Below are 21,833 nucleotides of genomic sequence, written 5' to 3'. Positions count from 1 at the left end.
AGAAGGTGCAGAACGTGGCGGACGCCTCGTACACCGACTGGAAGCTCGGTCTGACCAAGGACCTGGGCAACGGCTTCTCGGCGGCGGTCGCGTACATCGACACCAATGCCAAGCGCGGCGTCTACACCAACACCTCCGGCCGCTACATGGGCAAGGCCACGGTGGTCGCCACGCTCACCAAGACTTTCTAAACAGAAACAGGATCACCACGAGCGCGCGCCCGGTTGCAACGGGGCCGCGCTGTCAGGAGAACACGGATGAAACTGATCATCGCCGTCATCAAGCCGTTCAAGCTCGACGAGGTGCGCGAGGCGCTCTCGGACGTGGGCGTGTCCGGCATCACCGTCACCGAGGTCAAGGGCTTCGGACGGCAGAAGGGCCATACCGAGCTGTATCGCGGTGCCGAGTACATCGTCGACTTCCTGCCCAAGGTCAAGATCGAGGTGGCGGTGCCCGACGACGTGGTCGATCGCGCGATCGAGGCGATCGAAAAGTCGGCCCGCACCGGAAAGATCGGCGACGGCAAGATCTTCGTTGCGCCGATCGAGCAGGTCATCCGGATCCGTACCGGGGAGACCGGCGGCGACGCCCTGTAACGGCACGCCGGACGTCAACACAAGAGCGACACAAGCGCGAAAAGAGCGACAAAAGGGTATTCAGATGACTAGCTGGTTCAAACGATTGCTGACTGCCGGCGCCATGGCGCTGGCGCTGGGCACGGCAGGTATGGCCCTGTCGGGCCCGGCCGCGGCGCAGGACAAGCCCGCCGCCGAGGCTTCGGCCGCCGTCACGGCGCCGGCCGCCCCGGCTGCCGCAACGGCCGCTCCGGCAGCGGCCCCCGCGCCGGCCGCGGAAGCCGCGGCGCCGGCCGCCGCGCCGACGCCGAACAAGGGCGACGTCGCCTGGCTGCTGATGTGCACGGCCTTCGTGATCCTGATGACGCTGCCGGGCCTGGCGCTGTTCTACGGCGGCCTGGTCCGTTCGAAGAACATGCTGTCGGTGCTGATGCAGTGCCTGGTGATCTTCTCGCTGGTCGCCCTGCTGTGGGCCATCTACGGCTACAGCTTCGCCTTCACCGAGGGCAACGCCTTCTTCGGCGGCACCGATCGGCTGTTCATGAAGGGCCTGACCCCGGAAGCGGTCACGGCGACCTTCAGCAAGGGCGTGGTGATTCCCGAGCTGGGCTTCTTCGCCTTCCAGTGCGCGTTCGCCGCGATCACCTGCAGCCTGATCATCGGCGCCTTCGCCGAGCGGGCCCGCTTCTCGGCCGTGCTGGTGTTCATCGTGCTGTGGTTCACCTTCGCCTACATCCCGATGGCCCATATGGTCTGGTTCTGGCCGGGTCCGGATGCGTACACCGACGCTGCGGCGGCCGAAGCGGCTACGGCCAAGGCCGGCTGGCTGTTCCAGAAGGGCGCGCTCGATTACGCCGGCGGTACCGTGGTGCATATCAACGCCGCCGTCGCGGGCCTGGTCGGTGCCTATATGTTCGGCAAGCGGATCGGCTTCGGCCGCGAGGCGCTGCGCCCGCACAGCCTGACCTTCACCATGGTGGGCGCCTCGCTGCTGTGGTTCGGCTGGTTCGGCTTCAACGCCGGCTCGGGCCTGGAAGCGAGCGGCGGCGCCGCGCTGGCCTTCGTCAACACGCTGCTGGCGACCTGCGCCGCGGTGCTGGCATGGACCTTCGGCGAGTGGATCACCAAGGGCAAGCCGTCGATGCTGGGCGGTGCGTCGGGCGCGGTCGCCGGCCTGGTGGCGATCACCCCGGCCGCCGGCTTCGTCGGCCCGATGGGCTCGATCGTGATGGGCCTGGTGGCCGGCCTGCTGTGCCTGTGGGGCGTGACCGGCCTGAAGCGGATGCTCGGCGCGGACGATTCGCTCGACGTGTTCGGCGTGCACGGCGTCGGCGGTATCGCCGGGGCGATCCTGACCGGCGTGTTTGCAGCGCCGAGCCTGGGTGGCGTCGGCATCTACGACTACGTCGCCAACAAGGTGTCGGACGAGTATTCGATTGCCCACCAGGTCTGGGTGCAGACCGAAGGCGTGCTGACCACGGTGGTGTGGTCGGCGGTGGTGGCCTTCGTCGCCTTCAAGCTGGTGGACCTGCTGATCGGCCTGCGCGTGCCCGAGGACGAGGAGCGCGAAGGTCTGGACATTACCTCGCACGGCGAGACCGCCTACGAGGCCTGATTCAACGAAATGCGCGATGCGGGGACCCACGGCTTGCCGCCCCCGCATCGCCCACGGTGTTGTGCTGGAGAGCTGATTGGGAATCTTCTCTCAGGAGTTTTGCCCGGCCGCGTGCCGGGCTTTTTTATTGTCGGCCGCCCGCAAAGCCAGCGCCGGCGCGGGATTGCGGGGAGATAGGCAAGCACTGTTCGCCATCCGCTTAAATCCGAATTCAAAAACCTTCATTTGTGTTAAGGACAGCACCCGCATAGAGTGCAGGTGAGGCAGTTTCCTCCACCTGCAGAACGCTCCCCGTATCTGTCAGGCCACTTGAAACGCGGCGATGCCGCGTTTTTTTTTGCCCTCGCGACGGCGCTCCCCGCGCTCTTTGAAATCGGCCAGCCATCCCCATATTGTTAGCCCAAGGCGGAAAGGATCGGACATTGACCGGTCCCGCCGGCATTGGCATGCCAACTGCATGCAATTGGCCGTTCCTCTACAATCGGGGCGGACGATAAAGACGATCAATAGGATGGATATGGTCCCGCACCTCATCACCGCGCTGAACGGCCCGCTGCTCGAACTGGAAAAGAAGATACTGGACGCCACCCCGTCCATCGAGCGGTGGTTCCGTCTGGAATGGCAGGAGCATACCCCTCCGTTCTACTGTTCGGTCGATCTGCGCAATGCCGGCTTCAAGCTGGCCCCGGTCGATACCAACCTGTTCCCCGGCGGTTTCAACAATCTGGCGCCCGAAATGCTGCCGCTGGCCGTGCAGGCCGCGATGGCGGCGATCGAGAAGATCTGCCCGGATGCCAAGAACCTGCTGCTGATTCCCGAGCGCCATACCCGCAACATGTTCTATCTGCAGAACGTGGCGCGGCTGTCGCTGATCATGCGCCAGGCGGGGCTCAACGTCCGGCTCGGCTCGCTGTCCGAGGACATCACCGAACCGACCCCGATCGAGCTGCCCGACGGCCAGACCCTGGTGGTCGAGCCGCTGACCCGGCTGGGCACCAAGGACCGCCGGCTCGGCCTCAAGGACTTCGACCCCTGTTCGATCCTGCTGAACAACGACCTGTCGGCCGGCGTGCCGCCGATCCTGGAAAACATCAACGAGCAGTACGTGCTGCCGCCGCTGCACGCGGGCTGGTCGACGCGGCGCAAGTCCTCGCACTTCTCCGCCTACGACGAGGTGGCCAAGAAGTTCGCCAAGCTGATCGATATCGACCAGTGGATGATCAATCCGTATTTCGCCAAGGTCGGCGGCATCGATTTCCATGAGCGGGTCGGCGAGGAAGCGCTGGCCGACGCGGTCGAGGGCGTGCTCAAGAAGATCGCCAAGAAGTACCGCGAGTACGGCATCAAGGAAACGCCGTACGTGGTGGTCAAGGCCGATGCCGGCACCTATGGCATGGGCGTGATGACGGTGCGCGATCCGGCCGAGGTCAAGGGCCTGAACCGCAAGGAACGCAACAAGATGAGCGTCGTCAAGGAAGGCCTCGAGGTCAACGACGTGATCATCCAGGAAGGCGTGCATACCTTCGAGAAGGTCAACGAGGCGGTGGCCGAGCCGGTGGTCTACATGATCGACCGCTACGTCGTTGGCGGCTTCTACCGCGTGCATACCGGCCGCGGCGTCGACGAGAACCTGAACGCGCCCGGCATGCATTTCGTGCCACTGGCGTTTGCGCCGAACAGCATTCCGGACACGCATGCCAAGCCGGGCGCCGCGGTGCCGAACCGGTTCTACATGTATGGCGTGGTGGCGCGGCTGGCCTTGCTGGCGGCCTCGCTGGAACTGGAAAAGACCGACCCCAATCCGATCCTCTGATCGCCCGCCCCGGCGCCGGGGCGCTGCCAACGGGACCATCAACCGGAACACGCCAGCATGCGCATTCTGTTCATTACCGATCCGCTCGAGACCTTCAAGACCTACAAGGACTCCACCTACGCGATGATGACCGAGGCCGCCTCCCGCGGCCACGAGCTGTACTTCTGCCTGCAGTCGCAGCTGTCGCTGGTCGGTGGTGCCGTCGAGGCGGTGGCGCAGCGGCTGCATCTGACGGGCGCCGGGGAAGACCACGGCCACGGTCACGCGGCCTGGTTCCGCCTCGATGCCGCCGCCGCGATGCCGGTGCCGTCGTTCGACGCGGTGCTGATGCGCAAGGACCCGCCGTTCGACATGGAATACGTGACCAGCACCTGGCTGCTGGAACTGGCCGAGTCGCAGGGCGCCAACGTCTTCAACAAGCCGCAGGCGATCCGCGACCATTCCGAGAAGGTGGCGATCGCGCAGTTCCCGCAGTTCATCACGCCCACGCTGGTCACGCGCGATGCCGCCCGGATTCGCGCCTTCCACGCCGAGCATCGCGACATCATCCTCAAGCCGCTCGATGGCATGGGCGGCATGGGCGTGTTCCGCGTCGGTGCCGACGGCATGAACCTGGGCGCGATCATCGAAACGCTGGGCGCGAACGGCGTGCGCACGCTGATGGCGCAGCGCTATATCCCGGCGATCAAGGACGGCGACAAGCGCATCCTGCTGATCGGCGGCGAGCCGGTGCCGTACGCGCTGGCGCGCGTGCCGATGGCCGGCGAGGTGCGCGGCAATCTGGCGGTGGGCGGCACGGGGCGCGCCCAGCCGCTGTCCGAACGCGACCGCGAGATCGCGCAAACGCTGGCGCCGGTGCTGTGGCAGCGCGGCCTGCTGCTGGTCGGACTCGACGCGATCGGCGACTACCTGACCGAGGTCAACGTGACCAGCCCGACCTGCTTCCAGGAGATCATGCAGCAGACCGGTTTCCCGGTCGCCGGCATGTTCATCGACGCGCTGGAGCGGGCGGTCGCGGCGCGGGCGGACGCGAAGGGCGCCTGAGCACGGGCGCCTGCGCGCCGCAGCACACTGGGCGCGACGTTCCCGTTACCCCGCCTGCTACAATCGCGCCAATCCACAGGATTCACCATCATGGCAGGCATTCTGATCATCGCCCATGCGCCGCTCGCTTCCGCGCTGCGGGACTGCGCCGCGCATGTCTATTGCGGCGAGCCGAAGCGGCTCGAGGCGATCGACGTCGCTCCCGATGCGGAGCCGGCGGCCGTGCTGGCCGAGGCGCGCCGGTGCCTCGCCTCGGTGATCGAAGACAATGGGGCGCTGGTGCTGACCGACATTTTCGGCGCCACCCCCGCCAATATCGCCGCCCGGCTCGCCGAGCCGGGCCGGATCAAGGTGCTCGCCGGCGTCAATCTGCCGATGCTCGTGCGGGCGATCTGCTACCGCTCCGAAAAGCTGGACCAGCTCGCCACCAAGGCGCTCGCCGGCGGCTCGCAAGGCGTGCTGCAGATCGGCTCGACCACCGTACAGAACCAGATCGCCAACCACCCCGACAAGTATGCTGCAGAGGGACGTCACCATCATCAATAAGCTCGGGCTGCATGCCCGCGCCTCCGCCAAGCTCACGCAACTGGCGGGCAGTTTTGTCAGTCAGGTCAGAATGTCGCGCAACGGGCGCCAGGTCGACGCCAAGAGCATCATGGGTGTGATGATGCTCGCCGCGGGCATTGGCTCGACGGTCACGATCGAGACCGAGGGACCCGACGAGCAGGAGGCGATGGACGCGCTGACCGCGCTGATCGCCAATCGGTTCGGCGAGGGAGAATGAGGGCGCAGGCCCTGTCCGGATTTCACCAACGTTCCTGAACGGAGCGGTTCATGCCATTCGCCCTGCACGGCATCCCAGTCTCGCGCGGCGTAGCGATCGGGCGCGCCCACCTGCTGGCGCCCGCCGCGCTCGACGTGTCCCATTACCTGGTCGACGAAGACCGGCTCGAGGACGAGGTGGAGCGCCTGCGCAACGCGCGAGCCGCGGTGCGGGCCGAACTGGCAGCGCTAAAGCGCGACCTGCCGCGCGATGCGCCGGAGGAGATGGGCGCCTTCCTCGACGTGCACGCGATGATTCTCGACGACGAGATGCTGTCGCGCGAGGCCGAGAGGCTGATCCGCGAGCGCCGCTACAACGCCGAATGGGCGTTGACCACGCGGCTCGAGGATCTGATGCGTCAGTTCGACGAGATCGAGGACGAATACCTGCGCGAGCGCAAGGCCGATATCGAGCAGGTGGTCGAGCGGATCCTGAAGGTGCTGGCCGGCGCGCCGGTACTGACGCCGGCGCCGGTGCCCGCGATCGCGGCCGATGGCCAGCCGGCCCCCGGGGTCATCGTGGTCGCCCACGATATCTCGCCGGCGGACATGCTGCAGTTCCGCCATACCGTGTTCCACGGTTTCGTGACCGACCTCGGCGGGCGCACCTCGCATACCGCGATCGTCGCGCGCAGCCTCGACATTCCGGCCGCGGTGGGCGTGCAGAACGCCAGCGAGCTGATCCGTCAGGACGACTGGATCATCATCGACGGCGATGCCGGGCTGGTAATCGTCGATCCGACGCCGATCATCCTCGAGGAGTACCGGCACCGGCAGAGCGAGCGGGCGCTGGAGAACAAGCGGCTGCAGCGGCTGCGGCACACCCCGGCGGTGACGCTGGACGGCATCGAGATCGATCTGCTGGCCAATATCGAGATGGCCGAGGACGCGTCCGCCGCGCTGGCGGCCGGCGCAGTCGGCGTGGGCCTGTTCCGCTCCGAATTCCTGTTCATGAACCGGCGCGGCGAGCTGCCCGGCGAGGACGAACAGTTCGAGGCCTACCGCGCCGCGGTCGAGGCGATGCGCGGGATGCCGGTGACCATCCGCACCATCGACATCGGCGCCGACAAGCCGCTGCTGGATTTTCGCGACGGGCGCGACGGCCGCGCCGAGGAATACGAGACCGCGCTGAATCCGGCGCTGGGTTTGCGCGCGATCCGCTGGTCGCTGTCCGAGCCGGCGATGTTCCTGACCCAGCTGCGCGCGCTGCTGCGCGCGTCCGCCTTCGGACCGGTGCAGCTGCTGTTCCCGATGCTGGCGCATGCGCGCGAGATCGACCAGACGCTGGAACTGCTAGCGCGCGCCAAGCACGAGCTCGACCAGCGCGGGGTCGCCTACGACCCGAATCTGAAGGTCGGCGCCATGATCGAGATTCCGGCCGCGGTGCTGCTGCTGCCGCTGTTCCTGCGGCGCATGGACTTCCTGTCGATCGGCACGAACGACCTGATCCAGTACACGCTGGCGATCGACCGGGCCGACAACGCCGTCGCGCATCTGTACGACCCGCTGCATCCGGCCGTGCTGCAGCTGATCGCACGGACCATCCGCGAGGCCAACCACGCCGGCGTGCCGGTCGCCGTCTGCGGCGAGATGGCCGGCGACCCGGCGATGACCCGGCTGCTGCTCGGCATGGGCCTGCGCGAGTTCTCGATGCACCCGGCGCAGCTGCTGCGCGTCAAACAGGAAATCCTGCATGCCGACTGCGGGCGGCTGGAGGGCCTGGTCGAGCAGGTGCTGTGCGCGTACGAGCCGGAAGAGGCCGCGGCCGCGCTGGCCAGACTGTCGCAACCCTGAAACCTTCGGGGTTATAGGGTGGCGAATTGATGCCTCGTACGCCACCCCTGTGCACCACAGGTGATGCCGTAAGCCCTTGATTTGGCAGCAAAGTGACGCCGATTCCCTTTAGTGTTTCTGTTTCTTAATGGGAATTGTTATCATTTTTGATCTCTGTTATTCTGCCTCCATCAGTCAGGACATGCCGGTGTCCGCGCTGCCCCAAGGAGGCTTTGTGTACGTCTGCATCTGCAACCAGGTAACCGATCGCGAGATTCATGGCGCCGTCCAGCTGGGCGTGTCGACGCTCGACGAGCTGGCCGAAACGCTTGGCGTCGGCACTTGTTGCGGCCGCTGCCGCGATTGCGCGCAGCAGGTCCTTGCCGAGGGCGTTGCAGCGTCCTGCCACAGCGCCTCCGCCGTGACGGCCCAGACCGTCCACGTCGTCCAGTTTTCCTCCTGTTCCTCGTCGGGACCGCGTGCCATAATGGACACACGGGACCCGGCAGTCGCGAACGACCAGCAAACCGAGCTGGTTGCCTGAACACGCTTGCCGATCGCAGACCGGCGATCGGCGCGTGTCTTCGTCGTTTTCTTCTGACTGCACGCGGCGCAACCAGCGCCGCGTCGTGTTTTTGCGGGCCCGTAGCAATTAGGAGCCCCCATGAAAGGTGACAAGAAGGTCATCCAGTACCTGAACGCGCAGCTCACCAACGAGCTGACCGCGGTCAACCAGTATTTCCTGCACGCCCGTATGTATCGCCACTGGGGCCTGAAAAAGCTCGGCGACGTGGAGTACAAGGAATCGATCGGCGAAATGAAGCATGCCGACCGGCTGATCGACCGCATTCTGATGCTCGACGGACTGCCCAACCTGCAGGATCTGCACAAGCTGCTGATCGGCGAAGACACGCCCGAGATGCTCAAGTGCGACCTGAAGCTGGAGCAGACCGCTCACGTGACGGTCAAGGAAGGCATCGCCTACTGCGAATCGGTCGGCGACTATGTCAGCCGCGAGATTCTGGTCGACATCCTGACCGATACCGAAGAACACATCGAGTATCTGGAAACCCAGCTGGATCTGATCGACAAGGTCGGCCTGCAGAACTATCTGCAATCGCAGATGGAGCCGGGCGAGCAGTAAAGTCCGGCCGCGGCAGGACCCGCAAGGCCCGTAACGCCAGTTTCCGGGCCGGGCGGTCGTCAGCGGCGCCTCACCGAGCCGCCCGCCGCCGCGCGCTTCCTAGCTTGAATCCCTCTCATTCCCATTCGGTTTCTCATCTCCGCTCCCGACTTGCCGGTCCGTTACCGGTCACCGATCTTCAGCGGTGCCGCCCCCTCCGCGGTCCGATCTCCGAGCGAGGACACCTTCATGCCGGAACCCATCCGATTGACGCAATACAGCCACGGTGCCGGCTGCGGCTGCAAGATGTCGCCGCAGGTGCTCGACGTGATCCTTGCCGGCAGCGGTCCGCAGCATCTGGATCCTCGGCTGTGGGTCGGCAATGCCTCGCGCGACGACGCGGCGGTCTACGCGATCGATGGCAGCGACGAGGGCCGCGCGCTGGTGTCCACTACCGACTTCTTCATGCCGGTGGTCGACGATCCCTTCGACTTCGGTCGCATCGCAGCAACCAATGCGATCAGCGACGTCTATGCGATGGGCGGCGACCCGCTGCTAGCGATCGCGATCCTGGGCTGGCCCGTCAATGTGCTGCCGCCCGAGGTCGCGCGCGAAGTGGTGGCCGGCGGGCGGCGTGCCTGCGACGAGGCCGGCATCGCGCTGGCTGGCGGGCATTCGATCGACGCGCCCGAGCCGATCTTCGGGCTGGCCGTGACCGGCATCGTCGAGCGCGCGCATCTGAAGCGCAACGACACTGCGCGCGCCGGTTGCCGGCTGTATCTGACCAAGCCGCTGGGCATCGGCGTGCTGACCACCGCCGGCAAGCAGGGCAAGCTGCGCGACGAGCATAGCCGCCTGGCGACCGACTGGATGTGCCGCCTGAACCGTCCCGGCAGCCGCTTCGGTCGGCTGGAGGCGGTGCGCGCGATGACCGACGTGACGGGCTTCGGCCTGCTCGGCCATCTGGTCGAAATGGCGGACGGCAGCGGGCTCACTGCGCGGCTGGACCATGCCGCGGTGCCGCTGCTGCCGGGGGTGCGGGACTACGTCGCGGCCGGCTGCGTGCCCGGCGGCACCCAGCGCAACTTCGCCAGCTACGGGCATCGCATCGCCTGTGTCGATGGCGAACTCGATGCGGCACGGCGCGCCGTGCTGTGCGACCCGCAGACCAGCGGGGGGCTGCTGGTCGCGGTCGAGCCCACGGGCGAAGCGGAATTCCTTGCCGCCGCCGCCCAGTGCGGCCTCACGCTCGAATGCATCGGCGAGATGACCGAGCGCGGCGATCACGCGGTGGTGGTGTGCTGATGGACAGTCTGCCCGGGTCATCGGCGGTGACCGCCAGGCCGGACAGCGCCGACTATCGCGCGCTGCTGCTGTCCGGCGTGCCGATGCTGGACGTGCGCGCGCCAGCCGAGTTCTTGCGCGGCGCCTTTCCGGGCGCAGTCAATCTGCCGCTGATGGACGACGACGAACGCCACCGCGTCGGCTGCCGCTACAAGGAGGAAGGCCAGCAGGCAGCGATCGCGCTCGGCCACACGCTGGTCAGCGGCGAGGTGAAGGCCAGGCGAGTGGCCGCCTGGGCCGAGTTCGCGCGGCGCCATCCCGACGGGTATCTGTACTGCTTCCGCGGCGGCCTGCGCTCGCAGATCTCGCAGCAATGGCTGCGCGAGGCCGGCATCGACTATCCGCGCGTGGTCGGCGGCTACAAGGCGATGCGGACCTACCTGATCGACACGCTCGATGCGGCAGTCAGCGAATGCGACTGGCTGGTGCTGGGCGGGCTGACCGGCAGCGGCAAGACCGCGCTGCTGGCCGAGCTCGACAACGGCGTCGATCTCGAAGCCCATGCCGCGCATCGCGGCTCCAGCTTCGGGCGCCGCGCACGTCCGCAGCCGACGCAGATCGACTTCGAGAACGGACTGGCCATCGATCTGCTGCGGCGGCGCGCGGCCGGCGCCGGCACGCTGGTGGTCGAGGACGAGGGCCGCTTCATCGGCAGCCGCGACGTGCCGCCGCGCCTGTACGCCCGCATGCAGACCAGCCCGCTGGTCTGGCTCGACGAACCGTTCGAGGCGCGCGTCGAACGTGTGCTGAAGGACTACGTGGTCGATCTGGCGGCGGAATTCATCGCCGCGCATGGCGCGGAGAAGGGCTTCGAGGCGTTCTCGGAACGGATGCGCGACGCACTGGCCGGCATCGCGCGCAGGCTTGGCGGGGCGCGCTACCAGCGCCTGGCCGCGCTGCTCGCGCATGCATTGCAACGGCAGGCACAGACCGGCGAGGTCGACGAGCACCGCCTCTGGATTGCGGTGCTGCTGCGCCATTACTACGACCCGATGTACGACTACCAGCGCGAGGCGAGGGAGAGCCGCATCGTCTTTCGCGGCGATCGCGCGGCGGTACGGGAATATTTGCGGGAGCGGGCCGGGCGCCGCTAAGTCCCGATGAACAGACGCCGCTCGCACGCGGGTTGATGTTCCCCTTTCCCGCTTGCGGGAGAGCGAAGGAACAGCGCGGCCTCAATGCCCGCCGCAAACCTCGCAATCGGGCGTGCGCGCCAGCGCCATCGTGGTCCATTCCATGCGGAACGCATCGACCATCAGCAGCCGTCCGGCCAGCGTCTCCCCGACACCGGCGATCAGCTTCAACGCCTCGGCCGCCTGCACGGTGCCGACCATGCCGACCAGCGGGGCGAACACGCCCATGGTCGCGCAGGCCGCCTCGGGCGCATTCTCGGACGGCGGAAACAGGCAGGCGTAGCACGGCGCATCGTCGCGCCGGCGATCGAACACGCTGATCTGCCCATCGAAGCGCAGCGCGGCCCCGGAGACCAGCGGCACGCGATGCGCAACGCAGGCGCGGTTGACCGCATGGCGCGTGGCGAAGTTGTCGCAGCAGTCCAGCACCACGTCGGCCTCGCGCACCAGCGCATCGAGTTCGCTGTCGCCCACGCGCGCCGGCACCAGGCGCACATCGATCTCGGGATTGATCCGCAGCATGCCCTCGCGCGCCGACTCGACCTTGGGCCGGCCAACGTTGGCGGTGGTATGCAGGATCTGGCGTTGCAGATTGGTCAGGTCGACATCGTCGTTGTCGACCACGACGATGGTGCCGACGCCGGCCGAGGCCAGGTAGGGCAGCGCGGCGGCGCCAAGGCCGCCGGCGCCGATCACCAGCGCGCGGCCGTTCAGCAGCCGGCTCTGGCCTTCGATGCCCAGTTCATCGAGCAGGATGTGCCGCGAATAGCGCAGCAGTTGATCGTCGTTCATCGGGCGGGCGGCGGGACCGGGGCCCCGCCGCGATGCGTCGGTCTACGCGTTGTACAGACGTGGTTCAGGCGTTCCGTCAGGGTGCCTTGCCGGTCGGCGTGCCGAGCGGCTTGCCCATCGGCGCGCTGGCCGGCGGCTTGCTGTCCGGCTTCACTTCCGGTGCGGCCGGCTTGGCGTCCGGTGCCGGGGCCCGCTTGGACGGATCGGCCTTGACCGGTCCCTTGGGCGCCTTGCTGTCGGACACCGGCGTGGCCTCGAGCTTCGAATGCGAGCGCTTGACCGGCTGGCCCTTCAGCTGGGCGATGGCCTGCTGCAGCATGAAGTCCTCGGCGGAGCCGAACTCCACCGGCTTCTTGCGCCGATCCTTCTCGCGCTCCTCCGGCGTCTTCTTCGCGTTCTCTTCCTCGAGCCGGCGCAGTTCCTCGACGCGGCGCTGTTCGCGCTCGGTCATCTCGGCTTCCTCGGACTCCTGCTTGTTGTGCAGATGGCGCTCGGTATCGATCTCGCGCGTGATCAGCGCGTCGTCCGGATCGCCTTCCGGGTTCTGGTCGACCGGAATGTCCGGACGGATGCCCTTGGCCTGGATCGACTTGCCCGACGGCGTGTAGTAGTACGCGATGGTCAGCTTGATGCCGGTATCGTTGGTCAGCGGCCGAACGGTCTGCACCGAGCCCTTGCCGAACGTGGTCTTGCCCATGATCAGCGCGCGCTTGTGGTCCTGCAGCGCGCCCGCGACGATTTCCGAGGCCGACGCCGAATAGGCGTTGGTCAGCACCACCATCGGGATCTTCTTGAACAGCGGCGGCAGCTCTTTCAGCGGATCGTCCTCGACCGAAGACAGCCGGTAGTTGTTGAAGTTGGTCTTGTAGACCCGCTTGGCGTCAGGCACCTGGCCATTGGTCGAGACCACGGTCACGTCCTCGGGCAGGAAGGCCGCCGACACGCCGACCGCGCCCTGCAGCACGCCGCCGCCGTTGTTGCGCAGGTCCAGCACCAGACCCTTCATGTTCGGATTCTTCTGCGCCAGCTCGGCCAGACGCCGGCCCAGGTCGGACACGGTGCGTTCCTGGAAGCTGGTCAGGCGGACCCAGCCGATGGTCGGATCGACCATCTTGGCCTTGACCGACTGCACGCGGATCTCGGCGCGCGTGATCGACACCGGGAAGGTGCGTTCCTCGCTCTTGCGGTAGATCGTCAGCGTGACCTTGGTGCCGGGCTCGCCGCGCATGCGCTTGACCGCCTGTTCGAGCGGCAGCCCGCGCACCGGCTTGTCGTCGATGCGGGTGATCAGGTCGCCGGGCTGGATGCCGGCGCGGAAGGCGGGCGTGTCCTCGATCGGATTGATGACCTTGACCAGGCCTTCTTCCTGCGAGATCTCGATGCCGAGGCCGGCGAAACGGCCGCGCGTGCCTTCCTGCAGTTCCTTGAAATCCCTGGCGTCCAGATACGACGAATGCGGGTCGAGGCTGGCCACCATGCCCTTGATGGCTTCGGTCAGCAGCTTCTTGTCGTCGACCGGTTCGACGTACTCGCGCTTGATCTGCCCGAAAATGTCCGCCATCAGCCGCAACTGCTCCAAGGGCAGCGGCCCCGAGGAATTCTGTGCGGTCGCGGAAAGCTGCAGCGTGGCGAGCACGCCGGCAACGAGTCCCGCGGAGACAAGGCTGATGTTCTTGAGCGTCTTACGCATGTGGGCTGCCTGAACGTTGGATGGCGCCGGGCAGGGCGCCGTGGATTGCGCCGGTTGCGGCGTGGCGCAAGGGGCGCTGCCGGTCCGGTCTGACCGACAGTATAAGAGCGGGCGGAAAAAAAGGCCGCGCCGCGATACGGCGCTGGCCTTGATGCACCGGGCCTGGCGCGTCCGGCTCAGCGCGCCTTGCCCTGGCTGGCGACCGCGGCCAGCGAGGCGGCGATCGCTTCCTGGTCGCCCAGGTAGTAATGCCGGATCGGCCGCAGCTCGGCGTCGAGCTCGTACACGAGCGGCGTGCCGTTGGGAATGTTGAGGCCCACGATATCGTCATCGGAAATCTGGTCGAGGTACTTCACCAGCGCGCGGATGCTGTTGCCATGGGCGGCGATCACCACGCGCTTTCCGGCTTTGATGTCCGGTGCGATCGATTCGTTCCAGAGCGGCAGCACGCGGGCCACCGTGTCCTTCAGGCATTCGGTCAGCGGAATCAGTTCGCGCGGCACGTTGGCATAGCGCGGATCGTCGAACGAGGCGCGCGGGTCGGTCGGCTCCAGCGCGGGCGGCGGGGTGTCGTAGCTGCGGCGCCAGACCAGCACCTGCTCGTCGCCGAACCTGGCCGCGGTCTCGGCCTTGTTCAGACCCGCCAGTGCACCATAGTGGCGCTCGTTCAGGCGCCATTCGTTGCGCACCGGGATCCACATCAGATCCATCTCGTCCTGCACGTGCCACAGCGTGCGGATTGCGCGCTTGAGCACCGAGGTATAGGCCACGTCGAACGCGTAGCCGGCGTCCTTCAGCAGTTGACCGGCCTGCCGCGCCTGCTGGGCGCCGGTCTCGGTCAGGTCCACGTCGACCCAGCCGGTGAAGCGGTTTTCGAGATTCCAGGTCGATTCGCCGTGGCGGATGAGAACGAGTTTGTACATGCTGCTTCCAAAGAGTGAGAATGCTGCGCGCGCCGCTTGTCAGGGCTTGCCAGGCATTCGCCAGGCACTCCGCGACACGGGAACCGAGCCCCGCGGACATGGGCCTGGGCGCGAAACCGGCTATTTTATAATGCCGCCGACACAACCCACCGGAAACCCAACGTGAATTTCTTCGCCGACTACAACAACCTTGCCCTGATCGCCCTCGCGGTGGTGTCGGGCGGCCTGCTGGCCTGGCCCACCATTTCGCGCAGTGCGGGCGGCAAGACGGTCAATGCGACCACGGCGACGCAGCTGATCAACAAGCGCGGCGCCGTCGTCGTCGATATCCGCGAACCGGCCGAATACGCCAAGGGCCACCTGCCGCAGGCCAAGAGCGCGCCGCTGGCCGAGCTGGCCAATCGCGCCGCCAGCCTTGCGAAGGACAAGTCCGCCCCCATCATCGTCGTATGCCAGACCGGCCAGCGTTCGTCCAAGGCGCACGCGGCACTCAAGCAGGCCGGTTTCGGCGAGGTCTATTCGCTCGAAGGCGGCGTGGCCGCCTGGCAGCAGGCCGGTCTGCCGCTGGTCAAGTAAGCGGGCGGGCCGCGCCGGGCCGGGCGGGAAGCGCCGCCGGCAGGCTCCGCCCGACGCTGGTAAAGTCCAGAGATCGACATGTCGACCGGCCGCCGCCCACATGCCGTGGCGGGGCCGGTCCGAACCGCAAGATGCAAGGAGATAAGCGCATGGCCCGCGTCGTCATGTACAGCACGATGGTGTGTCCGTATTGCCAGATGGCCGAGCGCCTGCTGCGCTCGAAGGGGGTCGAGACGATCGAGAAGATCATGATCGACCGCGAGCCCGGCAAGCGCGAGGAAATGATGAGCCGCACCGGTCGCCGTACCGTGCCGCAGATCTATATCGACGACCGCCATGTCGGCGGCTTCGACGATCTGTCAGCGCTCGATCGCCAGGGAGGCCTGGCGCCGCTGCTGGCCGCCTGACTCCCGCCCGCGCGCGGATGAATTCGTCATCCGCGTCATGTACCATATGCGTTTTCCAACCGGACCACGCGGTGGGCCGCCGCCAGTGCGCGCGGCCGCCCGCAGCCCGTCCCCTTCCCCCACGTTCGATTCCCGCCTTTCGGGCAGCCATCCATGAGCGACCAGCAAACCAATCAGCAGCAGGACGATCAACCCTACTTCAATATCCAGCGCGTCTATCTGAAGGACATGTCGCTGGAGCAGCCCAATTCGCCGCAGATTTTCCTCGAAACCGAAGCGCCTTCGGTCGAGGTGCAGGTCAATGTGGGCGCCTCGCAGCTGACGGACGGCATCTTCGAGGTCGTCGTGACCGGTACGGTCACCACCAAGGTGCAGGACAAGGTCGCCTTCCTGGTCGAGGCCCATCAGGCCGGCATCTTCGATATTCGCAACGTGCCGGACGAACAGCTCGATCCGCTGCTGGGCATCGCCTGCCCGACCATCCTGTATCCGTACCTGCGCAGCAATATTGCCGACGTGATCACGCGTGCGGGCTTCCAGGCCATCCATCTGTCCGAAATCAACTTCCAGGCGCTGTACGAGCAGCGCCTGCAGGCGGCGATGGAGCAGGCGCAGGCCGAAGGCGGCGGTGCCGGCATCGTGATGCCCGATGGCACGCAGGCGCGTCACTGATCGCTGCGAACTCTGCCGGCGGAACGGGGCTGCGGCCCCGTTCCGCCTTTTTGCGTCTATAGCATCAATAGCTGCCAGCGCAGGCATTGCTGCCTTCGCTGCGAGCGCATCCATCGCGTCCACCGTCAGGCGTGCAGCGGCCTGACGCATCGACGAACGCATCGACGAACGCATCGACCAACGCCTCGACCATGAACCTCGCCTTTCTCGGAGCCGGCGCCTGGGGCACCGCGCTGGCCAGCCATGCCGCCGCCGCGCATCCGGTCGTGCTGTGGGGCCGGGACGCCGGCCAGCTCGCCGCGATGGCGGCCTATGGCGTCAATGCCGCCTATCTGCCGGGCGTGCCGCTGTCCGACCGCCTCGCTTATGAAGCGGACTTCGCGCGGGCGGCGGCGCACGCGCTGCGCGCGCCCGACGGGCTGGTGATCGTCGCCACGCCGGTATCGGGGCTGCGCGAGATGACGCGGCGCCTGGCCACCGAGGCCGCCGCGCACGGCGTGCCGCTGCGCATGCTGTGGCTGTGCAAGGGCTTCGAGGCGGGCACGCACGCGATGCCGCATCAGATGGTGGCCGAGGAACTGGCGGCGGCCGGCGCGTCGGTGCCGGTCGAATACGGCGTGCTGACCGGGCCCAGCTTCGCGCGCGAAGTTGCGCTAGGGCTGCCGTGCGCGCTGACCGTGGCCGGCAACGCACCGGCAGTGGCCGAGCTCGCGCAGCGCGCCTTCCATCATCGCGCGATGCGCATCTACGGCAGCGACGATCTGGTCGGCGTCGAGGTCGGCGGCGCGGTCAAGAACGTACTGGCGATCGCCACCGGCGCCAGCGACGGGCTGGGCCTCGGGCTGAACGCGCGCGCCGCGCTGGTCACGCGTGGCCTCGCCGAGATGACGCGGCTGGGGCTGGCGCTCGGTGGGCGCGCCGAGACCTTCATGGGCCTGGCCGGCATGGGCGACCTGATCCTGACCGCGACCGGCGATCTGTCGCGCAACCGCAAGGTCGGCCAGCAATTGGCCGGCGGCCGGACGCTGGAGCAGGTGCTCGCCGATCTGGGCCACGTCGCCGAGGGCGTGCGCTGCGCGCAGGCGGTGGCGGCACTGGCGGACCAGCACGGCGTCGAGATGCCGATCACGCGCGCGGTTTGCGCGGTGCTGTTCGAGGGGTTGGCGGTGGCCGACGCGGTCACGCAGCTGCTGCAACGCGACGCGCGCGACGAATGACGGTACCGATTCGCCTGAAACAGCGCCGGCATTGGCTGGGCGCGCTGGCCGCCTGCGGCGGTGCGCTGGCGCTGCCGCGCTCGGTGATGGCGGCCGACAAGGACTGGCCCGCGCGGCCGATCCGCATGGTGGTGCCGTTTCCGCCTGGCTCGTCCCCGGACCTGATCGCGCGGCTGGTCTGCGAACCGCTGGCGCAGGCGCTGGGCCAGCCGGTGGTGATCGAGAACCGGCCGGGCGCCGGCGGCAATATCGGTACGGGCCAGGTCGCGCGCGCGGCGCCCGACGGCTATACGCTGCTGTTCACCATCAACGGTCCGCTGGTCACGGCGCCGACGCTGTCGCGCCATCTGCCCTACGATCCGGTGCGTCAGCTGGCGCCGGTGACGCTGGTGGCAACGTCGCCCAACGTGCTGGTGGTCGACCCGCGCACCGGCGTGCGCGATCTGCGCGAATTCGTCGCGCTGGCGCGCGCGCGGCCCGGTGCGCTGAACTACGGCTCGGTCGGCAACGGCAGCGCTGCGCATCTGGCTATGGAGCAGCTGAAGGCGCGTGCCGGCATCTCGCTCGAACACATCCCGTATCCCGGCTTTCCGCAGATCGCGGCGGCGATGATCGGCGGGCAGATTCAGGCAGCCTTCATGGTGCCGGCGATCGCGATGCCGCAGGTCAACGCCGGCAAACTGCGGGTGCTGGCGGTCACCACCAGCGGCCGCACCAGCCTGTTGCCCTCGGTGCCGACCGTGGCGGAATCCGGCTATCCCGGCTTCGAGGCAATCTCGTGGCAGGCCGTGCTGGCGCCGGCCGGCACGCCGGCGCCGATCGTCGATCGGCTCTATCGCGAACTGGTGAAGATCATCGGCAGCGAAGCGGTACGCACGCAGATGCGGGCGCAGTACTTCATGCCGGCCGGCACCGCACCGGCGTCGCTGCGCCAGACCATGGCGACCGAAAAGGCGCGCTGGGACCAGGTCATCCGCGCGGCCGGCGTGCAGCCGGAATAGCGGGCAAGCCGAATAGCGGGCAAGAGTAGCGGCCGGAGTTAGCGGCCGGAAATAGCGGCGCGGAATGGCGGCGCGGAATCAGCGGCGAGGACGTCGCCGCTCAGGCGCCGCCGGCGAAGCCCTGCTGGCGCCAGGCCTCGAACACCACCACCGCCACCGTGTTCGACAGATTCAGGCTGCGGTTGTTGGGCCGCATCGGCAAGCGGATGCGCTGCGACGGCGCGAACCATTCGCGGCGCTCCGGCGCCAGGCCGCGCGTCTCCGACCCAAACACGAACCAGTCCCCGGGGGCGAAGGTCACCTGGCCGAACGGCGTCGAGCCATGCGTGGTCAGGGCGAACATGCGGGCGGGATCGGGCCGTTCGTCGGCGAGGAAGGCGTCCCAGTTCTCGTGCACCTTCATGCTGGCGTACTCGTGATAATCGAGGCCGGCGCGGCGCATGCGCGCGTCGTCCAGCGGAAAGCCGAGCGGCTTGACGAGGTGCAATTGGGCGCCGGTGTTGGCGCACAGGCGGATCACGTTGCCGGTGTTCGGCGGGATCTCGGGTTCGACTAGGACGACATGGAACATGGCGCGCGCAGCTTACCGTGCCGGGGCGCCGCTGTCATCCCGCGGCTGTCATCGGGACGGCGCCGGCGTGCGCAGCGCCACCAGCGCGGTCACGCGCGCCGCGCCATGGCGCTTGAGCACGGCGGCTGCCTCGGCCAGCGTGGCGCCGGTGGTCATCACATCGTCGACGAGCGCAACATGTCGTCCCTGCACCCGTCCCAGCAGCCGCGCGGCCAGCCGGTCCGGGCCGGCATGGCGCGCCAGCGCGAACGCGCCGGCGACGTTCAGGTGCCGGCGGTCTGCCGCCAGCGCGGTCTGCGGTGCGGTGCTGCGAGAGCGCACCAGCAAGTCGGCGCTGGCCGCGGCGCCGAGGCGGGGCGCGAGCCTGCGTGCGATTTCCCACGATTGATTGAAGCCGCGCTCGGCCAGCCGGTCCGGCGCCAATGGAATCGGCACGACGAGGCAGGGTTGCTCGGCCGCATCGCCGGTTGCCGCTGACTGCAGCGACTGCCGTGCGGTCCACGCCGACGCCAGTTCGCGCGCGAGCCAGTTCGCCATCGGCAGCACGCCGCCGAACTTCAGCGTCAGCACCAGCGCCTCACGTGGCGGGGCGTAATCGCCGAGCACGATGGTGGCGTCGAAGGCGGGCGGCGCGCCGCGGCACATCGCACAGAGGCTGGCGTCTCGTTGAGGCAGGGCGCAGCGCGGGCAGCGCGGCGTCGGCGCCAGCAGGTCGTTCGCGCAACCGGTGCACACGACGTCCGCCTGCACCTGCCCGCACAGCACGCAGGCACAGGGCAGCCACCACTGCGCCAGGCGTTCGCGCACGCCGCCGGCAAGCCGGGCGAGGCGCGCGTATACTGTCGGCCCGGCGCCACCGCGCGGACCCGCCGCGCCCTCGCGGCGCGCGCCGCCGTGCCGATCCTCGTCCTTGCCGCCGCTTCCGTGTCCACGCCTCACGCCGACTCCCCCGAATCCTTTCTGCCGCCCGCGCGGCTGACCCGGCTTGCCTTCGACCGGCGCAGCCGCGATTTCGCCCAGCTCGATTTCCTGCTCGGCGAGATCGGCCGGCGCATGCAGGAGCGCATGCCGCTGATCCGCATCCAGCCCGAACGCGCGCTCGATATCGGCTGCGGCCAGGGGCAGGGCCTGGCGGCGCTGCGCGCGCAGTATCCCGATGCGCAGATCGCCGGCCTCGATATCTCGGCCGCGATGCTGGCGCATGCGGCGCAGCGCGATCCGCAGCGGCAGCCCGGCTGGCTCGGCCGCCTGCTCGGCAAGCGGCCGACGTTCGATCTGGTGCAGGGCGATCTTGCCACGCTTCCCTTTGCCGAGGGCACCTTCGATCTGCTGTGGTCCAACCTGGCGCTGCACTGGCATCCCGAGCCGCATCGCGTCTTTCCCGAATGGCACCGCGTGACGCGGACCGACGGTCTCGCGCTGTTCTCGCTGTTCGGCCCGGACACCTTGCGCGAGCTGCGCGATGCCTTCGCCGAGGTCGACGCCGAGGCGCACACGCTGCGCTTCGTCGACATGCACGATATCGGCGACATGCTGGTCCACAGCGGCTGGTCGACGCCGGTGATGGACATGGAAACGCTGACCGTCACCTACGAGACGCCCGAGCGGCTGCTGCGCGACGTGCATGCCTTCGGCGGCTTGCGCCGGCCCGCGGGCGGCGCCGACGAGCAGCCAGGCTTGCGGGGGCTGAAGGGCCGCCACTGGCACCAGGCGCTGCTGGCGGCGCTGGAGCGTCGGCGCAATCGCGACGGCGTGATCGCGCTGACCTTCGAGATCGTCTACGGCCATGCGTGGAAGCTGCCGCCCAAGGGCGGCCAGCTACGCGACGAACAGGGCCGTACCGTCGTGCCGATCGACCGCATCGGCCGCGGCCGCCCGCGCGGCTGAGCCCCGCCTGGCTCGCGCCGGCCTCGCGCGGGACGTTGCATCAACCTCGCTCCGAGAACCCCGAGGCCCCGCCTGCGTCGCGCCGCCGCACTGCCTTCGTGCATCGTCGCGCTGTGGCGCGGCCGCCTTGCCGCGCCGGACTTGGCTTGTTACGGTTGACGAAGCGCCCTATAATGCGCCAGTTTGTCGCAGTGGTCCCCTGGCACAGAAGATCGGCGTTTTAGCACCGAAGCAGTGCAGCAGTGCGGTGAAGCCGGCAGAATTCCAGGCGTGCAACCGATGCAGCGATGCAGAGTGGTTGGCGATGCAGGAACTCGGTATCGCACTCCAGACGGCGCGTGACGGGCCCGGTGAACGTTCAAACGGAGCCCATGCCGTGCCGAACAACGACTGGCTGATGAAGCGGAATTGTTCGCTGTCTCCACGCCAGGTCGGCTGGTTTTACCTCTCCATCGTCAGTATTTCCCTTGCCATCGCCCTGTTCTTCGCGTGGCGAGGAGCCTGGCTCGTGCTGCCCTTTGCGGGGCTCGAGCTGGCCGGGCTCGGCGTGGCATTGCTCGCCTATGCACAACACGCGACAGACTACGAGCGCGTCACGCTCAGCGAGGGCAGGTTGGTGGTCGAAAAGGCCAGCGCCGGTGAGGTGACCCGCGACGAATTCAACCCGCACTGGGTGCGGGTCGAACTGGGCGAATCGTTCCCGGCGCTGGTGGTGGTGCGCTCTGGAACGCACGCTGTGCAGGTGGGGTGTTTTCTGGACCCGTACAAGCGACGAAAGTTCGCGCAGGAACTCGTTTCAGCATTGCACGCCTTGTAAAAGGTCGGCACGGTTGGGAGCGAGGGGCAGATTCGAAT

Annotated in this window: 26 protein-coding genes; 19 read left to right on the top strand and 7 right to left on the bottom strand. The window is 67.8% G+C overall.

Going from position 1 to position 21,833, the window contains the following annotated elements:
* The 3 genes from HTY53_RS22985 to amt all read left to right on the top strand — a co-directional run.
* On the top strand, window positions 1–191 hold a 191-nt coding region (locus tag HTY53_RS22985; RefSeq protein ID WP_368041061.1), incomplete at its 5' end, for a TorF family putative porin.
* 66 nt (window positions 192–257) lie between these two features.
* On the top strand, window positions 258–596 hold the full coding sequence (locus tag HTY53_RS22980; protein WP_006159494.1) for a P-II family nitrogen regulator: 339 nt from the start codon (window positions 258–260) through the stop codon (window positions 594–596).
* Between the two features lie 64 nt (window positions 597–660).
* The gene (gene amt / locus HTY53_RS22975; protein ID WP_174108912.1) at window positions 661–2,190 is read left to right on the top strand and encodes an ammonium transporter; all 1,530 of its coding nucleotides are present in this window, start codon (window positions 661–663) and stop codon (window positions 2,188–2,190) included.
* Between the two features lie 300 nt (window positions 2,191–2,490).
* On the opposite strand, the gene HTY53_RS24995 is transcribed toward amt, so the two are convergent.
* Complete coding sequence (locus HTY53_RS24995; RefSeq protein WP_274383356.1) at window positions 2,491–2,613, bottom strand: hypothetical protein; 123 nt, start codon at window positions 2,611–2,613, stop codon at window positions 2,491–2,493.
* 94 nt (window positions 2,614–2,707) lie between these two features.
* Between HTY53_RS24995 and gshA the strand changes: the two genes are divergently transcribed.
* The 9 genes from gshA to mnmH all read left to right on the top strand — a co-directional run bounded on the left by gshA (window position 2,708) and on the right by mnmH (window position 11,203).
* A complete protein-coding gene (gene gshA / locus HTY53_RS22970) occupies window positions 2,708–4,003 on the top strand; it encodes a glutamate--cysteine ligase (protein ID WP_006578775.1) in 1,296 nt (431 codons plus the stop codon).
* Window positions 4,004–4,060: 57 nt separating this feature from the next.
* Complete coding sequence (gene gshB / locus HTY53_RS22965; protein ID WP_174108911.1) at window positions 4,061–5,047, top strand: glutathione synthase; 987 nt, start codon at window positions 4,061–4,063, stop codon at window positions 5,045–5,047.
* Between the two features lie 90 nt (window positions 5,048–5,137).
* On the top strand, window positions 5,138–5,593 hold the full coding sequence (locus tag HTY53_RS22960; protein WP_174108910.1) for a PTS sugar transporter subunit IIA: 456 nt from the start codon (window positions 5,138–5,140) through the stop codon (window positions 5,591–5,593).
* Entirely contained in the window at window positions 5,562–5,831 is a 270-nt protein-coding gene (locus HTY53_RS22955; protein ID WP_006579200.1) for an HPr family phosphocarrier protein, read from the top strand. The genes HTY53_RS22960 and HTY53_RS22955 overlap by 32 nt, the downstream gene beginning before the upstream one ends.
* Before the next feature lie 50 nt (window positions 5,832–5,881).
* Window positions 5,882–7,663 carry a phosphoenolpyruvate--protein phosphotransferase gene (gene ptsP / locus HTY53_RS22950; RefSeq protein WP_174108909.1) on the top strand — a complete coding sequence of 594 codons (1,782 nt, stop codon included), beginning with the start codon at window positions 5,882–5,884 and terminating at the stop codon, window positions 7,661–7,663.
* Between the two features lie 214 nt (window positions 7,664–7,877).
* A complete protein-coding gene (locus HTY53_RS22945) occupies window positions 7,878–8,186 on the top strand; it encodes a (2Fe-2S)-binding protein (protein ID WP_174108915.1) in 309 nt (102 codons plus the stop codon).
* A 120-nt stretch (window positions 8,187–8,306) separates the two neighbouring features.
* A complete protein-coding gene (gene bfr, locus HTY53_RS22940; RefSeq protein WP_006579203.1) occupies window positions 8,307–8,786 on the top strand; it encodes a bacterioferritin in 480 nt (159 codons plus the stop codon).
* A gap of 228 nt (window positions 8,787–9,014) precedes the next feature.
* The gene (gene selD / locus HTY53_RS22935) at window positions 9,015–10,070 is read left to right on the top strand and encodes a selenide, water dikinase SelD (protein ID WP_174108908.1); all 1,056 of its coding nucleotides are present in this window, start codon (window positions 9,015–9,017) and stop codon (window positions 10,068–10,070) included.
* Entirely contained in the window at window positions 10,070–11,203 is a 1,134-nt protein-coding gene (gene mnmH / locus HTY53_RS22930; RefSeq protein ID WP_174108907.1) for a tRNA 2-selenouridine(34) synthase MnmH, read from the top strand. The genes selD and mnmH overlap by 1 nt, the downstream gene beginning before the upstream one ends.
* Before the next feature lie 81 nt (window positions 11,204–11,284).
* On the opposite strand, the gene HTY53_RS22925 is transcribed toward mnmH, so the two are convergent.
* The 3 genes from HTY53_RS22925 to gpmA all read right to left on the bottom strand — a co-directional run bounded on the left by HTY53_RS22925 (window position 11,285) and on the right by gpmA (window position 14,647).
* A complete protein-coding gene (locus HTY53_RS22925) occupies window positions 11,285–12,034 on the bottom strand; it encodes a HesA/MoeB/ThiF family protein (RefSeq protein ID WP_174108906.1) in 750 nt (249 codons plus the stop codon).
* 76 nt (window positions 12,035–12,110) lie between these two features.
* Window positions 12,111–13,724, bottom strand: coding sequence for a S41 family peptidase (locus HTY53_RS22920; RefSeq protein ID WP_174108905.1), 1,614 nt, complete (start codon window positions 13,722–13,724; stop codon window positions 12,111–12,113).
* A 176-nt stretch (window positions 13,725–13,900) separates the two neighbouring features.
* Window positions 13,901–14,647 carry a 2,3-diphosphoglycerate-dependent phosphoglycerate mutase gene (gene gpmA / locus HTY53_RS22915; protein WP_174108904.1) on the bottom strand — a complete coding sequence of 249 codons (747 nt, stop codon included), beginning with the start codon at window positions 14,645–14,647 and terminating at the stop codon, window positions 13,901–13,903.
* 162 nt (window positions 14,648–14,809) lie between these two features.
* Between gpmA and HTY53_RS22910 the strand changes: the two genes are divergently transcribed.
* From HTY53_RS22910 to secB, 3 genes are all read left to right on the top strand, one after another.
* Entirely contained in the window at window positions 14,810–15,223 is a 414-nt protein-coding gene (locus HTY53_RS22910) for a rhodanese-like domain-containing protein (protein ID WP_174108903.1), read from the top strand.
* Window positions 15,224–15,372: 149 nt separating this feature from the next.
* On the top strand, window positions 15,373–15,630 hold the full coding sequence (gene grxC, locus HTY53_RS22905; RefSeq protein WP_006579210.1) for a glutaredoxin 3: 258 nt from the start codon (window positions 15,373–15,375) through the stop codon (window positions 15,628–15,630).
* Window positions 15,631–15,783: 153 nt separating this feature from the next.
* A complete protein-coding gene (gene secB, locus HTY53_RS22900; protein WP_149317143.1) occupies window positions 15,784–16,302 on the top strand; it encodes a protein-export chaperone SecB in 519 nt (172 codons plus the stop codon).
* 64 nt (window positions 16,303–16,366) lie between these two features.
* Here the strand turns inward: secB and HTY53_RS24990 are convergent, their stop codons facing one another.
* Complete coding sequence (locus HTY53_RS24990) at window positions 16,367–16,495, bottom strand: hypothetical protein (RefSeq protein WP_302480494.1); 129 nt, start codon at window positions 16,493–16,495, stop codon at window positions 16,367–16,369.
* Between HTY53_RS24990 and HTY53_RS22895 the strand changes: the two genes are divergently transcribed.
* Window positions 16,494–17,519 (top strand): NAD(P)H-dependent glycerol-3-phosphate dehydrogenase, encoded by a 1,026-nt coding sequence (locus tag HTY53_RS22895; RefSeq protein WP_174108902.1) that lies wholly within the window; start codon window positions 16,494–16,496, stop codon window positions 17,517–17,519. The genes HTY53_RS24990 and HTY53_RS22895 overlap by 2 nt on opposite strands.
* Window positions 17,516–18,520: a tripartite tricarboxylate transporter substrate binding protein gene (locus HTY53_RS22890; RefSeq protein ID WP_174108901.1), complete on the top strand. Its 1,005-nt coding sequence runs from the start codon at window positions 17,516–17,518 to the stop codon at window positions 18,518–18,520. The genes HTY53_RS22895 and HTY53_RS22890 overlap by 4 nt, the downstream gene beginning before the upstream one ends.
* A gap of 100 nt (window positions 18,521–18,620) precedes the next feature.
* Here the strand turns inward: HTY53_RS22890 and trmL are convergent, their stop codons facing one another.
* The gene (gene trmL / locus HTY53_RS22885) at window positions 18,621–19,091 is read right to left on the bottom strand and encodes a tRNA (uridine(34)/cytosine(34)/5-carboxymethylaminomethyluridine(34)-2'-O)-methyltransferase TrmL (protein WP_174108900.1); all 471 of its coding nucleotides are present in this window, start codon (window positions 19,089–19,091) and stop codon (window positions 18,621–18,623) included.
* A gap of 48 nt (window positions 19,092–19,139) precedes the next feature.
* The gene (locus tag HTY53_RS22880) at window positions 19,140–19,871 is read right to left on the bottom strand and encodes a ComF family protein (RefSeq protein WP_174108914.1); all 732 of its coding nucleotides are present in this window, start codon (window positions 19,869–19,871) and stop codon (window positions 19,140–19,142) included.
* Window positions 19,872–20,015: 144 nt separating this feature from the next.
* On the opposite strand from HTY53_RS22880, the gene HTY53_RS22875 reads away from it, so the two are divergent.
* Together HTY53_RS22875 and HTY53_RS22870 are read left to right on the top strand one after the other, a co-directional pair.
* Window positions 20,016–20,978 (top strand): methyltransferase domain-containing protein, encoded by a 963-nt coding sequence (locus tag HTY53_RS22875; protein ID WP_174108899.1) that lies wholly within the window; start codon window positions 20,016–20,018, stop codon window positions 20,976–20,978.
* Window positions 20,979–21,282: 304 nt separating this feature from the next.
* The gene (locus HTY53_RS22870) at window positions 21,283–21,795 is read left to right on the top strand and encodes a DUF2244 domain-containing protein (protein WP_174108913.1); all 513 of its coding nucleotides are present in this window, start codon (window positions 21,283–21,285) and stop codon (window positions 21,793–21,795) included.
* The last annotated feature ends 38 nt before the right edge of the window (window positions 21,796–21,833 follow it).

Source organism: Cupriavidus gilardii, from assembly GCF_013314895.1.
Classification (GTDB): Bacteria; Pseudomonadota; Gammaproteobacteria; order Burkholderiales; family Burkholderiaceae; genus Cupriavidus; species Cupriavidus gilardii_C.
Note: the sequence above shows the minus strand (reverse complement) of the source record. Positions and strands in the feature narration are given on the sequence as shown.